The organism is Alteromonas sp. BZK5, assembly GCF_014349115.1.
GTDB lineage: Bacteria > Pseudomonadota > Gammaproteobacteria > Enterobacterales > Alteromonadaceae > Alteromonas > Alteromonas macleodii.
In genome coordinates, this window is sequence record NZ_JACSOE010000013.1 from 1 (window position 1) to 23,478 (window position 23,478).

A 23,478-nucleotide genomic window follows, 5' to 3' on the forward strand; every position below is an offset into this window, starting at 1 on the left:
ATGAAGCTAGGAGGTTTGGCACAGAGATTTGGACTGACTGCTAAAGCAGCCAGAGAACTACTATTACCTATTGACGGGAGTTGGGCTCATATGTGTTAGTACCCATAAACTTTAGACATCCTTATATCTTTTTAGTTAATTATTTTTGTTCCGGTTTCTAATGATCTTGCTGAGACTGAAAAACGTGATGAATGGCGACGCAATGTACAACACCAAAATCGAATCAAACGCAATTAGGGCATAGACAATCTCTGCTTGCCCGATAGAGCCGCAGAATTCCCAACTGAAAATAGGAATGCATTCATAAACCGATGTAGACCATACGAAAGCTGTGCCGCCAAAAACAATACAAAGCACCAAAATACTGCACATCATTTTTAGATAAAGTTTTTTGGATGGCCTTACTTTCATTGCTTCCAACTCTTTGGGTACTAACTTTTAAATAAGGGGCGCAGACATGTGGGGCATAATGGCGAAGCCGCCCCGCATGTATGCGTCCCAGCGAACGAAGTGAGTGACTTAATTTTTTTGTTATGTGCCACCCAATACATCCTTACAAGTAGTAGCTCAGTAAGCCATCTGAGCTTTCTATATTCAAGATATCCATAATTATCTCTAAATGGTCCCCAAAGTGTTCTTTCGTCTCAGTGTCTTGCATTTCCATGATTTCTAACTCTGGCAAGAACGTTTCCATGACCCAAAGCTTTGATGGATTTTGCAAAAGGCCATTAATGAGAGTGTCTAAAATTGAGTCTAACATTTTAGTTAATAGCTGTTTTTCGTTTGGAACACTTCCGGGCAGTTCAGCAAACAACTCGCTATCCTTAAAACTTTTTAACTCGGATAATGTGGACTGTGTGATGACCAAAGTCTGATCTTGAACTTCTAATAAAGGACTGTATTCCATATTATCCTCTTGGCACATAGACACAATGACTCCCTGTGAAATGCTAGCCTCCGCATTTTCGTGGGTTAGCTGAAAGCCAGTGCCATAATTAGTTTGTTCAATACTAAATCAATTTGGAGGCTAGCATGAACAAACATAGCATGATTTTTATCGGATTGGATACGCATAAAGAGTTTCACGAAGTTGGTTATTGTGAAGAACAGCGTGGCGCGTCGCCTGTTCATTATGGTCGTATTCCCTCCTCTAAGGTCAGTGTCAAAAAGCTTATTCGTCAATTTGAATCTAAATACCCTGGTGCAACGATTCACGTTGTTTATGAGGCTGGGCCGTGTGGTTATTGGATTTATCGTCTGATAACAAGCTTGGGACATTGTTGCTATGTCGTGGCTCCGTCTCTTATTCCCAAAAAGCCTGGAGAACGAATTAAGACTGACCGCCGGGATGCGCTTAAACTCGTTAGGTCACTAAAGTCTGAAGACCTTACACCCATCTATGTGCCCGAGCCGGAAGATGAAGCGGTGCGGGATTTATCTCGGGCTCGAGAAGCAGCAATGAAGGATTTAAAAGAAGCCAAGTACCAGCTTAAAGCTCTACTTTTGCGAAATAACATACGCTATGAAGGTACTGCCAACTGGTCGAAGAAACACCTTCGCTGGCTCACGGAATTGATATTGCCTCACCCGACCCAGCAAATTGTTTTACAGGAACAGCTGCAAACCATTGAAGAACGTATTAGGCGATTAGAACGTTTGGATAATGAATTAACTCACCACGTTCACCAGTGGCGTTATTATCCGGTAGTGAAAGCGATTCAGGCAATGCGCGGCGTTCGATTGTTAGTAGCTGTTGGTGTAGTGGCGGAACTCGGTGATCTACATCGCTTCGATCATCCAAGGAAGCTCATGGCGTATTTAGGTTTAGTGCCCAGTGAGCAATCATCTGGTGGGAAACGGCACTTAGGCGCTATCACAAAAGCAGGCAATGGCAGAGCTAGGCGCTTACTTATAGAGGGGGCACATAGTTATCGTTATCCCGCGAATGTCTCTACCGAATTACAGTTAAGGCAGGAAGGTTTACCCAAAGATATTGTTGATATCGCTTGGAAAGCACAGCTGCGTCTTTGCAAACGCTATCAGCGTATGAGCAACAAAGGTAAACACTACAATTTAATCATTACGGCGATTGCCAGGGAAATGTCGGCTTACATATGGGCTATTGCAAAGGAAGTGGTACTCACGCCGGTTAACCCAAAACTCAGACTAAGCCGAGTACCTGCATGAAAAACGAGTTTGAGCTAACGCATTCGGGTCAGGCCGCGGAATGTGGCACAACCTACGAGGGTGTTATGATGGCAATCACTTAATCGTGATTGACCCACGTACATAGACTGATGAGAAGGTGCCACGGCGGAACATGTAAGGTCAGCTCTGCTTATTCAATGAATAAGCAACCTACGAATACCAGCATACCAACCGACGACATTACTGCCTCATCCGGTGCGTTAGCTCATTTAATATGAGTGAGGAACACAGCTAATTATGGACTGAAAGAGTGTCAGGGTTGCGCTCGTTCAGGGTTGACAAAGGGAGTCATACCAACACCCGCATAAAGGGCGATAACACATGGGCTAAAATTAGGAACGAAGTGACGCAGCCCATGTGTTAGCGTCCCAGCGAGCTTGCGAGCGATTTAATGCGATTGTTATGTTCGTTCCAGAAAAGAGAGCGCAATCACTTCTAATTGTCCGATACCATTGAAGTTAAATTTATAGTGCTGGTATGCTTCATTCTTTGATATATCTCCATGTTTCCAATAAGTTGCAATCCATTCTGAATTTTCAATTATGTAGCAAGAGTCATCTCTTTCACCCTCGTAAAAACTATCGGCTTCCTCCCATTTGAATCCAACCGGATCTGCAAATAAAACTGATACGTTTTTATTTTGCCAATCCTTAAACGTCAAGAATAGTTCACCATTACGGCAATGAATTTCCGGAGATTCTGCATCAGCTGTGCTGAAAGTGGTATTTAATCTTATTGGTCTATTCATACTCTAGAGAACATAACTTTTAAATAAGGGGCGCAGGCATGTGGGGCATAATGGCGAAGCCGCCCCGCATGTATGCGTCCCAGCGAACGCAGTGAGTGACTTAATTTTTTTGTTATGTTGCCAGCCATTGAGGCTAATAGAAGTCATATAGCTCTTTGAACCTTTCTAGTGACTCCTCCTCATTTTGTCCGAGAAGAGATTCGTTATAACTGATATTTTCAGGTACGCCAGCAGTTGAAAAATTCACCCTAACAAACTCTGCATAATGGCTTATGCCGTAGCTAAGATCTTGAAAGCCTAGAGTTTTGCTCTCTGAAATTGGCTTAAAAGAGTTAGCATGAATAAACAAGGAACTGAGAGTTGGGCCATTCTTGTGATATTGAGCATTTATTTGTACAAGCTTAATTTCTATACCTTTTAGATGAGGCATTTTCTCTAATACAAAAGATATTGATCTCTTTTCAATCGCATCTTTATCTAGTGAAGCTAGTGTATCCCAAACATACTCTTCTGTTCCTTGGGCTGATGAAAGGAAGAGCATAAGAAAACATGCAAGCACTCTCGAATTCAACCTTTCAAACCTCCAATGTTTATTGCAACATAACTTTTAAATAAAGGGCAAAAACGCAGCGCTATAATCGCGAAGCGGCGCTGTGTTTTTGTCCCAGCGCGCCCCGCGCGCGTTTTAATTTTTTTTGTTATATCGCATTTTATTGCAAACAGTTGCCAGATTTTAAGTGGATTGTACGCCATAGATTCCATTTTAATTTTATTTCAACTTCCCTTTCTTTTACGGATGTAACTTTGTGATTTCTAGCTTCCAATAACTTCAAAAGCTCTTGGCATGTGCCGTACTCAGTTTCTCTTGGAATATTGTACTCATCCATTTGCTTATCCAGTCCACGTAATATTTTTTCGCCTTCTCTTTTTGAAACATCACGAATAATTACGCCTTCTGAATTAACATACGTCCGGTGATCAATACGCTTTTTTACATCCTTATCAGTCTTTGTAGATGTACACGATGTTAATGAAAATATGAAAACAATTATTATGATTCTCAAAACTACCTCATGCGATATAACAATTTAATATACAGAAAAAATCCTTTATGCAAGGTGGAAACTATCCGTATATCACTTATGAGCGTTTTGAAATTATTACCCTAAAACAACCCATTAAACAAAAAATAAACGCTTTTAAGCATAAAAGCCGGAAAACATCCTTTTTATTTTCTTTATTTGTAAAAAGCTACGTTGCTGGCCATAAAAACAGCGTTTATCTACACGTTATAAATAGGCATCTGGATGAATTTTATTAACCTTCCATTCACCGTCTTCTTTAATCAAGTCGAGGCTTCGCAAGTCTTCAATTTTATCGTCGTTGTATGTTCCACTTAAAAATACGGTGATTGTCGATTTTTCTGCGAATTCGTTGCGGCCAACTCGGCCTGCACTTTGAGGAGTGATGGTGACGGTGTCATATTTAAGGTTTAAGAGGTGGCGCTGAACGTTACTGTTAGTGTGGTATCTCGTTAATATACGAGACAGCTTTTCGCTTGATAGGCGAATTGCTGTATCAAGGTTGTCATCTTCATAAACACTTTTGAGAAACGCTACGGTGGTGTACTCAGGGGTACTTTCATCAAGCATGCCGTACCGCCCGATGCCTTCTTCCTTTTTACCGCAAGCGGATAAAATCAACACTGTAAAAAGCCCGAATAGGACGTACCACATACGCGTTTTCATTTGGATTACCTTAATGTAAAGAGGTCCGTTTCTTATTGATAGTTTTATATCTCAACGAAGTCAATGTGCTCGCCGCTTCGCTAATCTATGCTTTGATTATTCACAATATTGCGCACAAAAGCAAAGTAATAGAGCGTAAAACTCAGGTGTTTGTGTTCATGAAACTTCAGGAGAAACAGAAGAGAGTAGGCATAAAAAAACGAGGCACTAGGCCTCGTTTTTAAATAATTGAAACATTTTGGTGGTTATTGAACTTCTTCTTGTTCGTCGAACGCACCAGCAAACAGAGGGCTACTTAGGTAACGTTCTGTGCCGCTTGCTAGAAGTACTACAACCACTTTGTCTTTGTTTTCTGGGCGTTCAGCAAAACGCTTAGCAGCAACAACGGCCGCACCAGAAGAAATACCTGCAAGAATACCCTCGTCGGTCATTAGCTTGCGCGCCATGTCCATACATTCTTCGTTGGTAACTTGCTCAACTTCGTCAATTAGGCCTAGGTCTAGGTTACCTGGAATGAAACCTGCGCCAATACCTTGAATTTTGTGTGGGCCAGGGGTTAATTCTTCGCCCGCAAGCGCTTGGGTAATTACTGGAGAGTCTGTTGGCTCAACGGCAATAGAAGTAATTGCTTTACCTTTCGTATTTTTAAGGTAGCGACTTACACCCGTGATTGTACCACCCGTACCTACACCAGCTACGAATGCATCTACTTTACCGTCTGTATCTTCCCAAATTTCAGGGCCAGTGGTTTTTTCGTGAATAGCCGGGTTAGCCGGGTTGTCGAACTGTTGAAGCAATACGTATTTGTCTGGATCTGATGCCACAATTTCTTGTGCAGCGGCAACGGCACCTTTCATGCCCTTAGGCGCTTCAGTAAGAACAAGGTTTGCGCCCAAAGCTTTTAGAAGTTTGCGACGCTCAAGGCTCATGCTGCTAGGCATGGTTAGCGTTAGCTTATAACCGCGAGACGCTGCAACAAACGCCAAAGCGATACCTGTGTTACCACTGGTCGGCTCTACAATTTCTTTACCTTCGGTAAGGACACCGCGCTTTTCAGCATCCCAAATCATGTTAGCGCCAATACGGCACTTAACGCTGAAGCTTGGGTTACGCGATTCAATTTTTGCGTATACATTACCTGATGTTACGCGATTTAGCTTTACTAGTGGCGTGCGGCCAATAGATAGGGAATTGTCGTCAAATACGTTCATTATAAATCCTTACCTCGTTCCTTATTTTATAGGAAACCCCGTCTGTCGTGATCTGTACGACCTTTTTAATAGTTAATAATTCAACGCGTGTGATAGTTAATAATTCACAGCCTGAATTAGGGGATTTCGTCATACCCCTATATCATTGGTCCCAATCAGTAAAATGCAAAGTGCTTTTTAGCTATATGTTATATCTATGGGCAATCATGAGAAGGCCTTGATATTATAGTTAAAATTGCAAAGACGAAAAATTATACGGAGTACAACAATAATGGCTTTTAGTGGCACGTCTAATTATATCGCAACCAAAGACTTACAGCTGGCGGTTAACGCAGCTATTACGCTAGAGCGTCCGCTTTTAATTAAAGGCGAGCCGGGCACAGGTAAAACCATGCTTGCTGAAGAATTGGCCGAGAGTTTAGGCACCGAACTAATTCAGTGGCACATTAAATCAACCACTAAAGCACAGCAAGGTTTGTACGAATACGACGCAGTGTCACGTCTTCGCGACTCTCAACTTGGTGATGATCGCGTTCACGATATCAGCAACTACATCGTAAAAGGTAAATTATGGGAAGCCTTTAGCGCAGAAAAGCGCCCGGTACTATTAATTGATGAAATTGATAAAGCTGACATTGAGTTTCCCAACGACTTGCTGCTAGAGCTCGATAAGATGGAGTTCTTCGTATACGAAACACAAGAACGCGTAGTCGCGAAGCAGCGTCCGATTGTAATCATTACATCGAACAACGAAAAAGAGCTGCCAGATGCTTTCTTGCGCCGTTGTTTCTTCCACTACATTCAGTTCCCGAATCCAGAGGAAATGCAAGAAATCGTTAACGTACATTTCCCAGATTTAAAGAAAAAGCTGCTTGATGAAGCGTTAAAGGCTTTCTTTGAAATTCGAGATGTACCAGGGCTTAAGAAAAAGCCTTCTACCTCTGAACTTATCGACTGGTTGAAGCTTTTAGTTGCTGAAGATATCCCACCAGAAGCGCTTCACTCAAAAGACGGAAAAGCTGCTATTCCACCACTTTACGGGGCACTACTTAAAAACGAACAAGACATACATTTGTTTGAAAAACTGGTCTTTATGGCGCGTCGCTAATGCTTATTCAGTTTTTTTATACACTGCGAAAATATCAGGTTAAAACCACGCTGCGCGAGTTGCTGGATTTGCTTAGTGCGCTTGAAAAGCACGTGGTGTATGCCGATATCGAAGCGTTCTACAGTTTGTCGCGTACCATAATGGTGAAGGACGAAACGCAGTACGATAAGTTCGACAGGGCGTTTGCTGAATATTTTGAAGGTGTCGAATCTGTCGATCTATTCGGTAAAGATATCCCTGAAGAATGGCTGCGTAAGGAAATCGAAAAAAATTTAAGCCCTGAAGAGCGTGAGGCGCTGCGTAAAGCCGGTGGCCTTGAAGAACTGATGGAAACGTTGAAAAAGCGCTTAGAAGAACAAGAAAAGCGTCACCAAGGTGGAAATAAATGGGTGGGCACCGGCGGAACATCCCCGTTTGGCGCTTATGGCGACAATCCAGAAGGTGTGCGAATAGGGCAAAAGGGAAACAGAAAGTTTTCGGCAGTAAAAGTATGGGATAAACGCGAGTTTAAAAACCTAAGCTCTGATGTAGAACTGGGTACGCGTAACATAAAAGTGGCCCTTAGGAAGCTACGCAAGTTTGCTCGCACAGGCGCAAGTGAACAGCTAGATGTGCCAACAACCATAGGTGAGACAGCTAAAAAAGGCGGTTTGCTCGATATCCACATGGCACCAGAGCGTCACAATGCGGTAAAAGTGTTGATGTTTTTTGATGTGGGCGGCTCTATGGACCCACACGTAAAAAGTACTCAAGAGCTTTTCTCTGCGGTGCAAAGCGAGTTTAAATACTTAGAGTACTTTTATTTCCACAACTGCGTGTATGAGGAGGTGTGGAAAGATAACCTTCGTCGCAATAAAGAACGCATTCCTATTTGGGATATCATTCATCGCTACGGAAAAGACTACAAGGTAATTTTTGTAGGTGACGCTACCATGGGACCGTATGAAATAACGTATCCAGGTGGCAGTGTAGAGCATTGGAATGAAGAACCGGGCAGTGTGTGGATGCAGCGTTTATTGAACCACTTTAACAACGCTGTGTGGCTTAATCCGCAAGCTGAGAATTATTGGCCGTATTATTCGTCTATCAAAATTATTCGTGAAATAATGGAAGACAGAATGTATGGGCTAACGCTTGAAGGGTTAACGGCTGCTATTAAAGGGCTTAGCAGAAGCCGCTAAGCCCTTTGACGTGTAACGTTTTATTTCTTTGATATAACGGATGTTGAATTGAAGTCGGAAAATTATGCCGTAGCACTTGTGGTGTTGGCGGGCGGAAAGAGCGCTCGCTACAAGGGTAATAAGCTTTTATCGGAACACCCAATTTCTGCGCTTTCTCTTATACAACACAGTGTAGGGGAGGTAGTTAGTGCGCGCAATGACTTAGCGTTAACCAGTGAATTACCCATTACTGTTGTTACGGGTAAATGGCATGATTCCGTAAATACGCAGCTAAAGCACTCTCTATGTAAGGTTTCTGAACTACCCATCAGTATCGTTCACAACGCTAATTGGGATGAAGGCCTTGCATCAAGTATTCGCACGGGACTTACGCATCTTTTAAGCCTTTCATCACTGTCGAAATCAGTATCCCCGACAGCAAAGGGCTTGTGTACAAGACCTACTCATGTGCTATTCACGTTGGCCGATTTGCCGAGTCTTAATGCACAAGACTTCGTTCACCTTATCAACACTTCTTATGCGAACCCTAATCACATAGTATGCAGTGAATGGCAAAAGCAGGGAGAGAACAATAGTCGATTAACCGTGCCTGCTATCTTTCCTGAAGCGGTATTTAGTGAACTGCTAGCGTTAAGTGGCGACATGGGAGCCAAGCCGGTTATTAGGAAGTATGCGAAATTAAGTAGGGTAACGGCTGTGTCTATACCTAACGCACAATTTGATATAGACACGCCACAAGACTGGGACAAACTAAAAAGCAGGGTGTAACTGCTTTGGTTCAATTGAACGGTTATGCATTCGCGATACGATGCACAGCACTGGGCCTTTGGATGTAAAGAAGGCGTGCACCTAGCATAACAGCTGCAGCACTCAATCCTACAATGAAGCCAATCCAAAACCCTGCTGCGGCCATTGGTTCTGCCGTTATCCAGTTTGTTCTACCTAAAATTACGCCTGTAGGTAGACCTATTAACCAGTAGGACACAAAGGTAATAATAAACATTGCTGTTGTGTCTTTATAGCCGCGTAATGCATTAGCCGAAATCACCTGAACCGCATCAGACAATTGGAATAACGCCGCATAAATCAATAACGCATTTGCCAAGGTATATACGGCTTCGTCGCTGGTGTACAGGCCAATAATGAATCCCTTTGCTAGCAGGGTGAAGCTAGCCGTACACGCAGCGGTGAAAAAACCGATCAGAATAGCGGTTCGAGCTGCAATTTTTGCCTGTCGTGGGTTATTTTGCCCTATGCGATAGCCAATGCGAATTGCTGCTGCCATACCAATACTCATAGGAAACATGAACATTAGGGCCGAGAAGTTCAGTGCGACTTGGTGGGCCGCTACCGTTGTGGCACCAAAAGGGGCTAATAACAATGCAACCAGTGAAAACAGCGTCACTTCGAACAGGATAGTCATAGCAATGGGCAAACCCATTTTGAAGGTACGATTTATGGTTACCATGTTAGGTTTATACAACTGTCCAAACAAATTGTACTTTTGCAGGGCAGGGGCAAAACGAACATAGATAACGGTTGCTATAAGCATAGTGTAAATCACAATGGCCGTTGCAATACCACAACCCGCACCGCCCATAGCTGGTAATGGGCCTACACCATAGATAAACAGGTAGTTTCCTACAATGTTCGCCATCAGCCCGATAACCGTAATAATCATAGTGGGTTTGGTTTTACCCAAGCCTTCACAATAGTTTCTAAGCCATTGGTAAAGTGCAAATCCAGGCATAGCGAACAGCACATACAGTACGTAGTCTACGGTAATGCTAAATAGCTCGGGCGCCATAGGGAACAGCGCGACGATGCTTTCAGTAAATGGAATTAAGCCTGCTACCGCTAATCCCACAAAGAAAACTAGATAACCAGCTTGCTGACTTGCGTCGGCAATACCACTTAAATTTTTGTTTCCCTGCAGCCGTGAAATGATTGGGGGAAGTGCCAGCGCTATACCCTGTATAAAGCAAAGCAGTGGCACGGTGATGCTAAATCCTAGTGCTACCGCAGCCATGTCGGTTGCACTGTAACGCCCAGCCATAATAGTATCGCTAACGCCCATTAGCATTTGAGTAATCTGCGCAACCAACAATGGCCATGCTAGTTTTAAAATGTCTCTTCCTTCTAAAAGAAAGCGTTTTTTATTCACGGTAATGTGTCTCTATATGGGTCGCCTAGGGCGATAAAAATGCAGAAAATAAAAACGAGCTTAAAAGCCTTAACGAAGTAGCGTTTCAACAACGAACTTGTTAAAAATGTAGCGGTATAACCGGAACCGTATCGCCAACTTTTAACTCACTTATATCTTCATGTACTACCATTAGGCAGTTAGCAGAAGTGATTGAAGTCATAACGCCAGAGCTTTGTGACTTAAATGGTGTGACTTCCCATTCACCTTGATTATTTCTTACCATGGTTGCACGCTGAAAGTCTCGGCGGCCTGCACGTCGCTTAAGAGGTGTCGTAATGCTAGCGTTAACAAAGAACGGCTCGTGCGGTTGTACTTGTCCTTGCATTTTTTTGATAACAGGCACAACCAATAATTTTGCGGTAACAAATGAAGACACAGGGTTGCCAGGCAAACCGCAAAACAACGTGTTGTTTATTTTACCCAGAGCAAAGGGTTTACCCGGTTTAACTGCGACTTTCCAAAAGTCGATAGTGCCCAATTCAGCGATGATATCTTTTACATAGTCGGCATCGCCCACAGATACACCACCGCTACTTACCATTACATCTACACGCTCGCTCGCCTCAATGAAGAGTTTACGCAAAGAAGCTTCGTCGTCTTCTACAATGCCGAAATCAACAAGCTCTACGTTTTCATTGCTTAAAATGCTGCTTACACCAACGCGATTAGACTCGAAAATTTGTGTCGATTTACAGGGTTCGCCAGGTGCAGCAAGTTCAGAACCAGTCGCGACTACACCAACGCGAAGTTTTCTGAATACTGCCACCTTACTGTTTCCTTGGGAGGACAGCAGCATAAGGTGTTCGGCGTGAAGGCGCGTGCCCTTGCTTATTAGTGTATCGCCACTGGCGATATCATTGGCCTTTTTACGTATATTCTCTTGCGCCGATGGAATTTTATTGATCAAAACCGCGCCATCATGACTTTCGGTATTCTCTACCATTACAACGGCGTTAGCATTGGCAGGCACCGGGGCCCCCGTCATTATTTTAAATGCTTTGCCTTTTTCAAGCGGCTCATCAGCACTCATGCCAGCTGTAATTACACCCTGTACTTTGAGTTTATCACTGTGTTTAAGATCTTCCGCATTTACGGCATAGCCATCCATTGCTGAATTATCCCATGGCGGGACATCAACGTGGGCAGTTACATCTTGGGCCAAGATGCGGTTGTTGGCGTCAAAAATGCTCACTTGCTCAACGTCGTTTATCGCTTTTGCAGCGTCTAATGCTTTAGTGAGGGCTTCTTCTAGTGAAAGCCATTTAGATGACATACCAACAACTCCATGAAATGATTTAACACGCGGATATTACAGAAAAAGCGGCCTTATACCAAAGGTTAAAGCGTGAAATAAAAGAAAGTATGCGTAAACGACGCAATTGAAGTTTCATCGACGGCTATGTCAGATGAATTAAGAAGCGAGCGTTAATATCTCTTCAAAGTCGTCGAAAACCCAGTTAGGTCTATATTTTGCGATGCTCTCACCATAGTTATACCCATAGGTAAGCCCTATACTCTTTATGTTCGCGGCTTTTGCTGCAACAATGTCATTTTTAGAATCTCCAACCATTACACACTGTGAGGGCGAAACACCAAGCTTTTCACAGGCGTGCAGAAGGGGAAGGGAAGAAGGCTTTTTTTCCGGTAAACTATCACCGCCAATGGTAAGCGAAAACAACGAAAATATTGAGAACGATGAAAGAATAGGCTCAATAAATTCCGAAGGTTTATTAGTGATTAATGCTAGCGTGAACCCTTGTTCTTTTAGCGCGTGAAGTGTTGAGAACACGCCGTCGTACAGCACTGTACTTTTAGTTTCTAGCGTTCGGTAATAGAAAAGAAATTTTTCTAAAGCGGCATCAATCTCGTTTGATGTGTAATGGTGTCTGATCTCTGCGTTGCCGCTCAATCCGCGTTCCACCAGAACACGAGCACCATTTCCAACCCAGTGTCTAATTGTCTGCTCGTTATACGTTGGTAATTGGTAGTCGTTTAATGTTTGGTTTAACGCTGTTGCCAAATCAGGAACAGAATCTACCAAGGTTCCGTCTAAATCGAAAAAAAAGGTATTAATTTCTTGCATTACAAACTTTTGATTTGCTAACTCGTGTGACAAGCATAACACCGCAGTATCCTTACCGCGGTAGATTTATTGGTCAACTGGCGTTATAAGCTCAAAGATTCATTCAAAATCTTGGTTGCTGATCCAAAGCACTTGATAAGGCTTCATTTGTAAGAAACCACTAGAAAGGGCTATCTCGTCACGGGTGATGAGATCAATCCAATTATCTGTGCCAATAAGATTTATGTCAGACAGCAAAATTGTTTGTTCTTCGTCTGAAATATTACTAATACAGAAAATACTTTGCTTTCTATCGAGACTTTGTCGCCAGTAGCCAAATAATTGGTTACCAAGCTGCAAAGTAAACTGCGTTGCATTGGGGTGAAATGCAGGCTGCGCTTTACGTATACGTATAAGCTGCGAGATTCGAGTGAGTACTTTGTGATGCTGTGAAAAGGGCGAGTCTAACAGAGCCTCTAACTCGTTAAAGTCCCAACGTTTTCTGTTGATTGAACGATTTTGTCCTGTATTAGCGACTTTTTCGTAATCGTTGGATGTGCCAAGTAAACTGTGAATGTAAATTCCTGGTATACCTTCCATACCTAACATTATGGCGTGAGCACAAATAAATCGGTCCACTTGATACTTATCAGGGCCCTTGGTGGTTCCTTGCAGCGCGTCGAACAGGGTGATGTTTATCTCGTAAGGCTTTTGCTGACCGTGATCAGAAGCGCGCCACGACACCTTACCGCCAAAGTGCTGCATTGTATGCACAAGCTCTGAAATTTCTTCATCTGACAGTAGGCCTTCCGCCGGACGCAAGCCAATACCATCGTGCGAAGCGATAAAGTTAAAGTAGGCTGTGCCGTTTTGCGCCGGTGGCATACTCATCATCCAGCTTTTCAAATACGTACAATCACCCGTTACTAATGTATTTACAAGTAACGGCGGAAGCGAAAAGTTGTAGATAGCATGGGCTTCGTTAGCATTACCAAAGTACGTTAGGTTTTCCCTGTTGGGAATATTGGTTTCGGTAATGATTATGATGGAAGGATCCACATGTTCAATCAACGTTCGGATCAAACGTATGACTTCGTGGGTTTGGAATAGATTAATGCAGTTTGTACCTACAATTTTCCAAAGAAATGCCACTGCGTCTAAGCGAAAGATTTTAGCGCCTTTATCAATATACAGCTTGATGATATCGATAAACGCTAACAACACCTTGGGGTTTCTAAAGTCAAAGTCAACTTGGTCGTGACTAAACGTGCACCATACATGCTTTGTACCGCTGGCAGTTTCCGTTTCTCGCAGCAAGGGCGACACACGAGGGCGAGTTACCATGGAGAGGTCATCGGATGGATCTGCCGTGAAGAAAAAATCAGATCCCGGTCCTTCACCTTTCACAAAGTTATCAAACCACACGCTTCTTGCAGAGCAGTGATTGATAACTAAGTCGGTCATCAAGCCATAATCCTCAGCAATGACTTCAATATCGTCCCATGAACCTAGTGCTTCATTCACCGTAGAGTAATCGATAACCGAAAACCCATCGTCTGAGCTGTATGGGAAGAAGGGCAGGATGTGAACGTTATTAACGGTATTCTTGCAGTAGCGGTGCAAAAACTTATTTAACGTAACCAGCGGGCGCTCCCCTTCGTCAATGACACTATCACCATAGGTGATCATGATAATGTCTTCTTCATCCCAATAATTGTGATGAGACTGAGGTGAAGCAATATCCGTTTGCTGTTGAATGCCTATGATGTTCATTAACTCAGTCGCTAGCGTCTCATACGAGACGTCCAGTGATACATCGGCATAAATGCTTTCTAAATGGTGTTTTACTTTGTCATGGAGATGGTCCCATGCCATATTACTTACTCCATATATTCTGCAGTATCGGCTTCAACCGCTTCTAATAGTCGTTCTAAAATATCGGGTACCGCGCTGGTCACGCGGTTCCAGCTTGGTATAAACGGTGTTTCCATAGGGTTTTCTAAAAAGTTTTGCCCCGCTTTCATGATGTTGCTGGCAAACATTTCTACTGCTTTTTCTTCGCTGTGAATGTCTAAGTTCAAGCCATTCATTACGGCGTCATTGTGGTAGGTTTCTATAAAGTCTAGCGCAATACGGAAATAGGTGGCTTTAATTGAGCGGAACATTTCGTTGCTAAACGTATAGCCTTGCGTGGCAAGTTTTCTGAAAATGGCTTTGGTAATGTCGATAGACATTTTAGACAAACCACCTTGGTCGTTATTAAGCGATAAATCCTGATGTTTATGGTCGTAAATATCACATATATCTGCCTGACACAGACGGTTATGCGAATAATTGCGGTGCATTTCAGACAGCACACCAATTTCTAAGCCCCAGTCACTTGGAATGCGAATATCGTTTAGTACGTCGCGTCTAAACGAAAACTCACCCGCTAATGGATAGCGGAAGCTGTCCATAAACTCCAAGTATTCGTTGTCTCCCATAATGCGTTTTAATGCACGTAGTAATGGCGTAACGAGAAGTCGAGAAACACGGCCATTAATTTTGCCGTTAGCCACACGCGCATAATAACCCTTACAAAACTCGTAGTTAAACATTGGGTTGGCTACAGGGTAGATAAGCTTGGCGAGCAAATCTTTGTTATAGGTAACGATATCGCAATCGTGTAGTGCAACAGACTCAGCACGATTCGATGCTAGTACGTAGCCCATGCAGTACCAAACGTTTCGGCCTTTACCTAACTCCTTTGGCGCCAAGCCTTGAGCCTGAAGCTCTTCATCAAGTGCTTTAAGGCGAGGGCCGTCGTTCCATAGCACTCTGTGATGCTGAGGAAGTTTGCCGAAGAATTTTAGTGCGTGTTTGTACTGCTCTTCATTGGCTCGGTCCAGACCGATGACAATTTCTGATAAGTAGGGCACGTTTGTTAATTCGTCGACGATATGTGGAAGTGCGTCGCCTTCTAATTCAGAAAAGAGCGACGGTAAAATAAGTGCCATAGGGCGCTTTTGTGAAAACTGTAGAAGCTCTGCTTCAAGCTCTTCGGTAGGACGACGAGCTAAGTTATGTAACGTAGTAACCACACCATTTTGATAAAAATCAGCCATGTGTCCTCCTGATCATAGGGATAGTAATTGAGTAAGCATTTCGTTCCAGCCTTCAGGGCCGGTTAGGGTGCTGGTATAAACCTCTTCTTTTTTTACTGCTGGTGGAGGATTTACCGGGGATAAAATGCGAATGGGGACGTGCGCAGCTTCAAGCATTGCAACGTCGTTCTTACCATCGCCAAGGGCAATAGTGTTAACTTTGGTGGTATGTTGCTTTTGATATTCATTGGCCAGCCACTTGAGGGCCTGGCCTTTATCGCAATTACCTGAAATATGAATGAAGCGGCCGCCTTCCAGAGGGAAAGCACCGCGATCTTTTACTACCTTTAAAAAGCGTTGTTTTTCTTCGTCAGTGCCAAGCCACAAAACCGGTTCGCCAAACTGGCGTTTGGCAGCGAGTGACGCTGATCTTTCGTCAAGCCCAGTACACTCCTGAATTTCTTGAATCGACATTTTTGAGAATTGTTTATACTTGCCGTCAAACTCGCTACCTATTTTTTCGAGTAGCTTAATCCAGTAATTTTTGTTTGAGATAAACGCCTTACACCAGTAGCCATCTATCCAAACCGTACCGCTGGGTTTTTGTTTGAAAAAGCCATGAGGGATGAAAATAGCGGCGCCATTTTCAATAATAAACGGCCCGTCTAAACCAATACTCTCGCGAAGCGGTTGTAATTCAGCAAAGGTTTTGCTGGTAGTGGGAATAACGGGAATGTCCTTTTTTTCTAATGCCGCTAAAGCCGGTTTCGCCGCCTCAAAAGAGTAGGTATGGTGGTCTAACAGCGTGCCGTCCATATCGGTGAAAACAAGCGTTTTCGTCATCGTTTTACGTCCTGTTTAGTTATCGTTCTTGTTTCATCTAGATAAAACACGGTGTCGCACTTTTCAGGCAAGTGACGTAATGCGTGTTCAGTGATGCGTTGGTAGTGTTGCACAAAGTTTGCCACTTCTTCATCAGACATCACTCCATCGCTATCTTTTAACGCTTTTTGGGCGAGTTTATGTTCTTGCTCTAACCGCCATTGATAAACACAATCGAAACTCGGTGCTTTCAGCATAATGCGGTAGTCTATTTTGTCGAACAACGTCTGATAATCGCCTGCTAGTTCAGTGTTTACAAAAGAGCGCCAAATGCCCAATGGGTCCTCTACTTCTTCAAGGTGGTTTACTGGCCGTTTAAGTTCGCTAGATGTTTGCGCAATAGCGCCCACACACCATCCTTCAAGTATGATGAAATCGGGTGAAGATTCGATTACAGGCCACTGTTCTTTGGGGAACGGGTTATCTGTGGCTTTGTTAAAGCGGGGCAGCGATGTACGCGTGCCTTTTTCTAAACTGCGAAACGTATTTAACGCTAGAGGAATGTCATGAGTACCCGGTACACCACGAGTTGCTAGAAGCGGGTGAACTTTTATTGCTAGCGCATTTCGCTGCGACTGGTCGTAGTAAAAATCGTCAATTGAGAGTGATACCACTTTTTTGTTGTGGACCGAGGTAAGGAAGGACTCGATAAAACTGGTCAGAGTTGATTTACCTGAACCCTGACTGCCATTTATGCCCACGATAAATGGTTGTGTTGCACCGTCTTGGTGCTTAAGCAGTTGCTCACATAATGGGGTGAACCATTTTTGTGCAGTTTCTGCATAGGTACTTGGCAATTGATGCGTCGTTAGAAAGCCATGTATATCCATGTTGTCACCTTAATCAATGCAGAATTCGCACGTTCTTCTTGATTAAGATAACAACATTTGTGCCAATAGGGTAACAGACGCGTGGACTTACGACTTACTTCTTGTTAGCGACAATAACGGCCCTTTGTGGTGCAGGGTAACCTTCGATAGTGCGAGTAATATCTTCCGGATCGAGAAAATCTTTCAAAGATTGCGTTTCCATCCAAGGCGTTGCGCGCTGCTCATCTAGGGTTGTGTGGTTGATATCTACAACGCGAATATTTTCAAAGCCTAAACGGCCTAACCAAACAGAGAGGGCTGCAGTGCTCGGTAAGAACCACACATTTCGCATTTGTGCATAGCGTTCACCCGCCATCAATACTGTATTTTCATCACCATCCACAACAAGGGTTTCAAGAACCAGTTCGCCACCTTTTCTTAGCTGGTCTTTAAGTTGCTGCAGAAACGCCATTGGGTCTTTACGGTGGTAAAGTACACCCATAGAAAACACAGTGTCGAAAGCTCTCAGTGGCTGCATGTCTTCAATGCCCATCGGTAGAAAATGGATATTCTCGGAAGGCGCACTACTTTTACTAATAAATTGTTTAATGGCGTGAAACTGAATAAGAAACAGTTGGGTAGGATCTATACCTATTACGTTATTGGCACCTTCACCCAGCATGCGCCACATGTGATAACCACTACCACAACCTACGTCTAAAACGTTTCGGTCTTGCAGCGAACTAATATGAGGTGCTACGCGGTCCCATTTCCAGTCCGAACGCCACTCTGTATCAATATGAATTCCATGAAGATTAAATGGCCCTTTTCTCCAAGGCATAAACTGCTTTAGTAATCCTTCAATTTGTTTTTGGACATACTCATCTACGTCATTTTCGGTGCCAATGGAAACGCTTGAGGCTAAATCAACACAACTCGGCGACGTAGTCGGCAGCTTCGAAAGTAAACGGCACCATTTATCAAACTCACCGTGTTTAGCAGTTTGCTGCCAGGTTTCCATTTGTGCCGGCAGCGTTTGAAGCCAATGTGATAGCGGGCTGTCTATTAACGATTTGTAGCAATCGGTAAACCAAGTTTGTTCTAATTTGCTCATACTGTTCTTAATATGTGTTGGCGTTGCGGAAAGACGGACGTAGCGAGATTTGTTTAGCCTTTAATGGCAACCATAGACGTGAAGTTATAACATTTGTACCACATCACAACATCGGTAAACCCGACTTTTCTCAAGCGAGTATCATGCTCGTTAAATGTATCGGTTAGCATAACTTTTTCTAACGCGGCGCGCTTTTGGCTCACTTCTAGTTCACTATAACCGTTGTCGCGCTTAAATTGATGATGTAAATCTACCAGCAGTTCATTGCCAGTAAGGGTAGGGTGGCGTATTTTTTCTGATAGCACCAACATACCGCCGGGGTTAAGCCCGTCGTAAATGCGCTTTAATAACGCTTCGCGGTCAGCGGGTGGGATAAATTGCAAAGTGAAATTCATCACAACCAAAGAGGCATTCTTAATTTCTACACTTTGTGCAAACCCATGCTGAATAACAATTGGGTTTGGCAGTGTGAAGGTCTGTACGACGCGTTTGCAGCGTTCTACCATTGCTTCTGAAGCATCCACACCAATAATTTCACATGTATCGTTAGGTACAGCTCTTGCCACAGATAAACTTGCAGCACCTAAGCTACAACCAAGATCATAAACGACGGTATTGGGCGTAACGGCAATTTTAGCCAATTCGCCTATGGTGTGAACAATGGTTTCGTATCCAGGCACTGAGCGCTGAATCATATCGGGAAACACATCAACGACAGACTCGTCAAATTTAAAGTCATCTACTTTATTGAGTGCCTTTGCGTATATATTGTCGTGTTTCTTCACAGTGGGTCTTCAATTAACTAATTTGGGGCGCAATTTTACCGTTTGATACGTAAATGCCAATGGAAAACACCAAATTTGTTATATTTTGCGTGATTTTTCTGGTTTAGGGCTTTTCGTTAATGATCTAAAGTATTAATCTATACTCATAATACAATAAAGAAGCAGTAACGCTAATGACAAGAATTCTAGTAGCAGACGATCACCCATTGTTTCGCGAAGCTTTGAGCGGCGCGTTGGAACCTTACTTTGAAAACGCACAGATAATTCAAGCAGGAAGCTTGGATGATGCGATGGCGAAGCTAAACGAATTCGACGGTGTTGAGCTGATCCTTCTTGACCTTAATATGCCTGGCGGTGAATATTTTAACGGCCTTATCACCCTGCGTGAGCAATATCCGAATATTCCTGTTGGTGTTGTTTCGGGCAGCGATACTGTTGAGGTTGTCGCTCAAGTAATGAGCCTAGGTGCTCAGGGCTTTATCCCCAAAGTGTCACAAACACGAGAAATTGCTCAGGCTATTGTAGACATTATTGGTGGCAAAAAGTGGCTACCAGAAGGTATGGAAGAAGAACTAGAGAAAGTTGACGATGAGCTTAAAGTTCTACTTCAGCGCTTCCGTGAACTTACACCTAAACAGATTCAAGTGCTTTCTTACTTACGCGCAGGCTTAATGAACAAGCAAATCGCTCACGAGATGAACGTTACGGAAGCAACCATTAAAGCACACATTAGTGCCATTCTTCGCAAGCTAGAGATCAACACGCGTACGCAAGCCGTATTGTTGATGGATAAACTCCAACTTAGCTAAACTAAGTATTTATCTAGCGCTAATAAAAAACCGGATTAATCATCCGGTTTTTTTGGCTGTAAAATAATTTCACCACTTTCCGTGACGATCCCAAGACCTTTATCAGGGACATGGTCAAACTTCTTTTGACGCTTTATTAGAAGCGTAGTTGTTGTGTCATCCTTTAAGTCATTGTTAGACGTTTCCGTGTCAATCAGCTTGGTCAAGTATATAGCCCAGTATTCAACGTGAGGCGTTGAGTAATCTTTGTAAAAGGCAATACCTATTTGATCTTGTTCTTGATAAAAAGGTAACTCTGCTAACAAGTGTTGACGGTGTGAAGTCGATGTTTTAAGTGCGTACCACACGTCATCAGCTGTTATATAACCACCAGCAAGGGCCTCCACTTGATTGCTCATCGCATCGCCATAATATTCTGGTAACGTTAAACCAGCATTGCGAATGCGAGTGTTCGGACTGCCGCCCAAAAAGTGAGACACCAAGCCTCTCTCAGCCATGTCTTTGGCTTTTGTTTCAGCCAGCATAACAAGCGTAGGATTACATTTTAGTACCGAACGTTGTTGACCTTTGTCGTTAGCAATTAATAAAGAGAGTTCTCTCGCCTGTTCGGTATTTCCGCAGGTTGTTTGGTCGGCCAAGCAAAGGCTAGAAAATACGTAGGTGAGTGATGTTAATAGAATGAATCGTTGACGAAAAAGGCCGCGAGAGCGGCCCTTTTGTTTGGGTATGAAATTAAGCAGCTTTGCCACCTCGTTTCTTAGCAGTGGTGTTGGAATTAACCTTCGCTACTAATTCTTCGTGGTCGAAATCATCGACGTTGATAGTGCGAAGTCTTCCAGCTTCAGTCTTACGAAGTAGATTCGCTTCTTCTTCGTTAATAATTCCTTCTGCTAGCGCTTCGTCAGCAAGCACATCTAAACGGGTAAACGGTAGTTTAGCTTTTTTGTGCTTACAAATACGTTCGAAGATAGGCTCACTTGCTAGTACATCATCAAGAGTTTGCTCAAGATCGCCAAACAAGCTTCCTTCCTCACGGGTGAGGTACTGACCATAACCTAAACGGCTACGTGCAGTTGAAGGCGTTTGAAGCATTTGTGCAATAGCATGTTCTGTCTTGTCTGAAGGCTTACCAATACGTCGGCCAAACGGAATCACCATAACGCGAAGCGCTGCAGCGATTGCGCGGTTAGGGAAGTTAGCCAAGAAGTCATCAATTGCTGTCTCGATATCGTGCAATGTAGTTTGCATTGCCCAATGTAAAAGCGGTAAATCTTCTTTTAGACGACCTTCTTCGTCGAAGCGTTTAAGCGTTGTACTACCCATGTAAAGGCCACTTAGGATGTCACCTAAACGCGCTGATAAACGCTCGCGACGCTTAAGATCACCACCAAGCACACCCATAGAGACATCGGTTAGTAGTGCTAAGTTTGCACTGTAGCCTTGAAGTAGCTTGTAGTAACGCGCCGTTTCGTCAGTGAACGGTGCGCTGCTGAATGCGCCATTGGTTAACGAGAACCAAATACTGCGAACAGTATTAGCTACCGCAAAGCCAATATGACCGAATACCGCTTTATCAAACGCTTTCAACGCTTCTTTATTGTCTTCGATAGACGCAGCTTCTATTTCCTTAAGCACGTAAGGGTGACAACGCATTGCACCTTGACCAAAGATCATCATGTTACGGGTTAGAATGTTTGCGCCTTCAACCGTAATTGATACTGGTACACCTTGATAGCCGCGACCAAGGTAATTGTTTGGCCCAAGCATAACGCCTTTACCGCCGTGAACATCCATCGAATCATTAATGATTTGACGCATCTTCTCGGTTAAGTGGTACTTACAGATAGCCGAGATAACAGAAGGTTTCTCACCAAGGTCTACACCCACCGTTGAGAAGCGTGTTACGCCATCCATCAAATATGCATTACCACCAATGCGCGCAAGCATTTCTTCAACACCTTCCATATGACCTACAGGCATACGGAACTGGCGACGAATACGTGCATATGCACCCGTTGCAAGAGATACTGATTTAGCACCACCAGCAGCAGATGAAGGAAGGGTAATACAGCGACCTACCGACAAACATTCAACCAGCATGCGCCAGCCGCGACCTGCCATTTTCGGACCACCAATGATGTAATCGATTGGAACGAAAATATCTTCACCCTTAATAGGGCCATTTTGGAATGGCGTATTGAGAGGGAAGTGACGACGACCGATCTCTAAACCTTTAGTGTCGCGAGGAATAAGGGCACATGTTATACCCGGCTCTTTGTTATCACCTAGAAGACCTTCAGGATCTTGAAGTTTAAAGGCAAGACCAATAACCGTAGCAACAGGCGCAAGGGTAATGTAGCGTTTGTTAAACGTTAGGCGCATACCCAACACTTCTTCGCCATTCCACTCGCCTTTACATACAACACCAACATCAGGGATCGCACCTGCATCAGAGCCAGCTTCTGGGCCGGTTAATGCAAAACAAGGGATTTCTTCACCGGCAGCAAGACGGGGAAGATAATGATCTTGTTGCTCTTTTGTACCATAGTGCTGAAGTAATTCGCCCGGGCCCAATGAGTTTGGTACACCGACTGTGCTTGATAGCACCGCGCTAACGCCTGCAAGTTTTTGAAGAACGCGAGACTGGGCATATGCCGAAAACTCTAAACCGCCATACTCTTTCTTGATGATCATCGCGAAGAATTTGTGTTCCTTAAGGAACTGCCAAATTTCAGGTGAAAGATCAGCATCTTTATGGTTTATTTGCCATTCATCGACCATTGAACACACTTTGTCACAAGGACCGTCTAAGAATGCTTGCTCTTCAGCAGTGAGTCGACCTTTCGGAATGCGGTGTAGTTTATCCCAGTCTGGCTTGCCGCTGAAAATATCACCGTCCCACCATACCGTACCTGCGTCGATAGCTTCTTGCTCAGTGCTCGACATTTCAGGCATAACTTTGCGGTAGAAGGCTAGCAGCTTTTTAGAGATGTGCTGCTGTCTGATATTTGCAAGCGTGAACGGCAGTGTTAAAGCAAGGAACACTACCCAACCAAGCAGGCCGATGTCACCGAAAAGGGTGCCTAAAATCATAACACCTGCGCCCATGGCAACCGCTGTTACCAAGCTGGTTCGCTGATAACTAGCTACCGCTAGTGTCAGAACGACCAGTAAAAACCATATAAAATCTGCCATACTTCACTCCTGAAAGGCGTTAAACGTTACGCTAGTCTTAACTCGAGCATAGTGAGTTGCTTTATGAAAAGCAGTCACAGATCGAGGTCAGACCAGCATGCTGTAAACCTATTATTTAATAGGGCAAAGATCAAGATTTTTACATGAATATTCTATTAACAACGACATAAATAATAGGGTAGTGCGTTATCCGCTCTATAAGTATAGTCGTTGCTTATAAATACTGATTTAGAATGTGAATTGTGTTGCGAAACGAGAAGAGGTTACGTGAGGATAAGACAGCAACAGTGTAAATAAAAAAGCACGTCTGAATGCTAGTTCATAACGTG

At 43.6% G+C, this 23,478-nt stretch carries 22 protein-coding genes; 5 read left to right on the forward strand and 17 right to left on the reverse strand.

What is annotated here, in order from left to right:
• Positions 1–553: 553 nt before the first annotated feature.
• The gene (locus BIZ39_RS05560; protein WP_262385721.1) at positions 554–907 is read right to left on the reverse strand and encodes a DUF4844 domain-containing protein; all 354 of its coding nucleotides are present in this window, start codon (positions 905–907) and stop codon (positions 554–556) included.
• 125 nt (positions 908–1,032) lie between these two features.
• Here BIZ39_RS05560 and BIZ39_RS05565 point away from each other — a divergent pair, with 125 nt between their 5' ends.
• A complete protein-coding gene (locus BIZ39_RS05565; protein WP_187446540.1) occupies positions 1,033–2,187 on the forward strand; it encodes an IS110 family transposase in 1,155 nt (384 codons plus the stop codon).
• A gap of 421 nt (positions 2,188–2,608) precedes the next feature.
• Here the strand turns inward: BIZ39_RS05565 and BIZ39_RS05570 are convergent, their stop codons facing one another.
• The 5 genes from BIZ39_RS05570 to cysK all read right to left on the reverse strand — a co-directional run bounded on the left by BIZ39_RS05570 (position 2,609) and on the right by cysK (position 5,915).
• Positions 2,609–2,956, reverse strand: a complete 348-nt coding sequence (locus tag BIZ39_RS05570; RefSeq protein WP_187446541.1) for a hypothetical protein — start codon at positions 2,954–2,956, stop codon at positions 2,609–2,611.
• 133 nt (positions 2,957–3,089) lie between these two features.
• On the reverse strand, positions 3,090–3,515 hold the full coding sequence (locus tag BIZ39_RS05575; RefSeq protein ID WP_222936477.1) for a hypothetical protein: 426 nt from the start codon (positions 3,513–3,515) through the stop codon (positions 3,090–3,092).
• Positions 3,516–3,666: 151 nt separating this feature from the next.
• Complete coding sequence (locus BIZ39_RS05580; protein ID WP_187446543.1) at positions 3,667–4,020, reverse strand: hypothetical protein; 354 nt, start codon at positions 4,018–4,020, stop codon at positions 3,667–3,669.
• A gap of 225 nt (positions 4,021–4,245) precedes the next feature.
• Positions 4,246–4,704, reverse strand: coding sequence for a hypothetical protein (locus BIZ39_RS05585; RefSeq protein ID WP_187446544.1), 459 nt, complete (start codon positions 4,702–4,704; stop codon positions 4,246–4,248).
• A gap of 245 nt (positions 4,705–4,949) precedes the next feature.
• Positions 4,950–5,915, reverse strand: coding sequence for a cysteine synthase A (gene cysK / locus BIZ39_RS05590; RefSeq protein ID WP_101564755.1), 966 nt, complete (start codon positions 5,913–5,915; stop codon positions 4,950–4,952).
• Positions 5,916–6,186: 271 nt separating this feature from the next.
• Here cysK and BIZ39_RS05595 point away from each other — a divergent pair, with 271 nt between their 5' ends.
• Genes BIZ39_RS05595 through BIZ39_RS05605 form a run of 3 tightly spaced genes read left to right on the forward strand, consistent with a single transcriptional unit; the run spans position 6,187 to position 8,972 of the window.
• Positions 6,187–7,023 carry an AAA family ATPase gene (locus BIZ39_RS05595; protein ID WP_039220753.1) on the forward strand — a complete coding sequence of 279 codons (837 nt, stop codon included), beginning with the start codon at positions 6,187–6,189 and terminating at the stop codon, positions 7,021–7,023.
• Complete coding sequence (locus BIZ39_RS05600; RefSeq protein ID WP_014949688.1) at positions 7,023–8,204, forward strand: vWA domain-containing protein; 1,182 nt, start codon at positions 7,023–7,025, stop codon at positions 8,202–8,204. Before BIZ39_RS05595 ends, BIZ39_RS05600 begins: the two co-directional genes overlap by 1 nt.
• A gap of 48 nt (positions 8,205–8,252) precedes the next feature.
• A complete protein-coding gene (locus BIZ39_RS05605; protein WP_187446545.1) occupies positions 8,253–8,972 on the forward strand; it encodes an NTP transferase domain-containing protein in 720 nt (239 codons plus the stop codon).
• Between the two features lie 22 nt (positions 8,973–8,994).
• Here the strand turns inward: BIZ39_RS05605 and BIZ39_RS05610 are convergent, their stop codons facing one another.
• From BIZ39_RS05610 to cmoA, 9 genes are all read right to left on the reverse strand, one after another.
• Positions 8,995–10,368, reverse strand: coding sequence for an MATE family efflux transporter (locus BIZ39_RS05610; protein WP_061485958.1), 1,374 nt, complete (start codon positions 10,366–10,368; stop codon positions 8,995–8,997).
• A gap of 100 nt (positions 10,369–10,468) precedes the next feature.
• Positions 10,469–11,683: a gephyrin-like molybdotransferase Glp gene (gene glp / locus BIZ39_RS05615; RefSeq protein WP_187446546.1), complete on the reverse strand. Its 1,215-nt coding sequence runs from the start codon at positions 11,681–11,683 to the stop codon at positions 10,469–10,471.
• A gap of 138 nt (positions 11,684–11,821) precedes the next feature.
• Positions 11,822–12,493, reverse strand: a complete 672-nt coding sequence (locus BIZ39_RS05620) for a phosphoglycolate phosphatase (protein WP_222936478.1) — start codon at positions 12,491–12,493, stop codon at positions 11,822–11,824.
• 99 nt (positions 12,494–12,592) lie between these two features.
• Positions 12,593–14,347 carry a sugar phosphorylase gene (locus tag BIZ39_RS05625; protein ID WP_187446548.1) on the reverse strand — a complete coding sequence of 585 codons (1,755 nt, stop codon included), beginning with the start codon at positions 14,345–14,347 and terminating at the stop codon, positions 12,593–12,595.
• 5 nt (positions 14,348–14,352) lie between these two features.
• Entirely contained in the window at positions 14,353–15,576 is a 1,224-nt protein-coding gene (locus BIZ39_RS05630) for a glycosyl transferase (RefSeq protein ID WP_187446549.1), read from the reverse strand.
• Positions 15,577–15,588: 12 nt separating this feature from the next.
• Positions 15,589–16,398 carry an HAD-IIB family hydrolase gene (locus tag BIZ39_RS05635; RefSeq protein WP_187446550.1) on the reverse strand — a complete coding sequence of 270 codons (810 nt, stop codon included), beginning with the start codon at positions 16,396–16,398 and terminating at the stop codon, positions 15,589–15,591.
• On the reverse strand, positions 16,395–17,267 hold the full coding sequence (locus tag BIZ39_RS05640) for a kinase (RefSeq protein ID WP_187446551.1): 873 nt from the start codon (positions 17,265–17,267) through the stop codon (positions 16,395–16,397). The genes BIZ39_RS05635 and BIZ39_RS05640 overlap by 4 nt, the downstream gene beginning before the upstream one ends.
• 94 nt (positions 17,268–17,361) lie before the next feature.
• Entirely contained in the window at positions 17,362–18,360 is a 999-nt protein-coding gene (gene cmoB / locus BIZ39_RS05645) for a tRNA 5-methoxyuridine(34)/uridine 5-oxyacetic acid(34) synthase CmoB (RefSeq protein ID WP_187446552.1), read from the reverse strand.
• Between the two features lie 53 nt (positions 18,361–18,413).
• Complete coding sequence (cmoA, locus tag BIZ39_RS05650) at positions 18,414–19,145, reverse strand: carboxy-S-adenosyl-L-methionine synthase CmoA (protein WP_039227627.1); 732 nt, start codon at positions 19,143–19,145, stop codon at positions 18,414–18,416.
• Positions 19,146–19,318: 173 nt separating this feature from the next.
• On the opposite strand from cmoA, the gene BIZ39_RS05655 reads away from it, so the two are divergent.
• Positions 19,319–19,954, forward strand: coding sequence for a response regulator transcription factor (locus BIZ39_RS05655; protein WP_014949677.1), 636 nt, complete (start codon positions 19,319–19,321; stop codon positions 19,952–19,954).
• 35 nt (positions 19,955–19,989) lie between these two features.
• Here BIZ39_RS05655 and BIZ39_RS05660 read toward each other — a convergent pair whose 3' ends face one another.
• Complete coding sequence (locus BIZ39_RS05660; protein ID WP_187446553.1) at positions 19,990–20,703, reverse strand: CAP domain-containing protein; 714 nt, start codon at positions 20,701–20,703, stop codon at positions 19,990–19,992.
• Entirely contained in the window at positions 20,687–23,149 is a 2,463-nt protein-coding gene (gene fadE / locus BIZ39_RS05665) for an acyl-CoA dehydrogenase FadE (RefSeq protein ID WP_187446554.1), read from the reverse strand. Before fadE ends, BIZ39_RS05660 begins: the two co-directional genes overlap by 17 nt.
• Positions 23,150–23,478 lie beyond the last annotated feature (329 nt).

What these genes read in the sequence shown, in the direction of transcription:
- BIZ39_RS05560 (WP_262385721.1), bottom strand. Translation starts at nt 907, where the DNA reads ATGGAATACAGTCCTTTATTAGAAGTTCAAGATCAGACTTTGGTCATC.
- BIZ39_RS05565 (WP_187446540.1), top strand. Translation starts at nt 1,033, where the DNA reads ATGAACAAACATAGCATGATTTTTATCGGATTGGATACGCATAAAGAG.
- BIZ39_RS05570 (WP_187446541.1), bottom strand. Translation starts at nt 2,956, where the DNA reads ATGAATAGACCAATAAGATTAAATACCACTTTCAGCACAGCTGATGCA.
- BIZ39_RS05585 (WP_187446544.1), bottom strand. Translation starts at nt 4,704, where the DNA reads ATGAAAACGCGTATGTGGTACGTCCTATTCGGGCTTTTTACAGTGTTG.
- cysK (WP_101564755.1), bottom strand. Translation starts at nt 5,915, where the DNA reads ATGAACGTATTTGACGACAATTCCCTATCTATTGGCCGCACGCCACTA.
- BIZ39_RS05595 (WP_039220753.1), top strand. Translation starts at nt 6,187, where the DNA reads ATGGCTTTTAGTGGCACGTCTAATTATATCGCAACCAAAGACTTACAG.
- BIZ39_RS05600 (WP_014949688.1), top strand. Translation starts at nt 7,023, where the DNA reads ATGCTTATTCAGTTTTTTTATACACTGCGAAAATATCAGGTTAAAACC.
- glp (WP_187446546.1), bottom strand. Translation starts at nt 11,683, where the DNA reads ATGTCATCTAAATGGCTTTCACTAGAAGAAGCCCTCACTAAAGCATTA.
- BIZ39_RS05620 (WP_222936478.1), bottom strand. Translation starts at nt 12,493, where the DNA reads ATGCAAGAAATTAATACCTTTTTTTTCGATTTAGACGGAACCTTGGTA.
- BIZ39_RS05625 (WP_187446548.1), bottom strand. Translation starts at nt 14,347, where the DNA reads ATGGCATGGGACCATCTCCATGACAAAGTAAAACACCATTTAGAAAGC.
- BIZ39_RS05630 (WP_187446549.1), bottom strand. Translation starts at nt 15,576, where the DNA reads ATGGCTGATTTTTATCAAAATGGTGTGGTTACTACGTTACATAACTTA.
- BIZ39_RS05635 (WP_187446550.1), bottom strand. Translation starts at nt 16,398, where the DNA reads ATGACGAAAACGCTTGTTTTCACCGATATGGACGGCACGCTGTTAGAC.
- BIZ39_RS05640 (WP_187446551.1), bottom strand. Translation starts at nt 17,267, where the DNA reads ATGGATATACATGGCTTTCTAACGACGCATCAATTGCCAAGTACCTAT.
- cmoB (WP_187446552.1), bottom strand. Translation starts at nt 18,360, where the DNA reads ATGAGCAAATTAGAACAAACTTGGTTTACCGATTGCTACAAATCGTTA.
- BIZ39_RS05655 (WP_014949677.1), top strand. Translation starts at nt 19,319, where the DNA reads ATGACAAGAATTCTAGTAGCAGACGATCACCCATTGTTTCGCGAAGCT.
- fadE (WP_187446554.1), bottom strand. Translation starts at nt 23,149, where the DNA reads ATGGCAGATTTTATATGGTTTTTACTGGTCGTTCTGACACTAGCGGTA.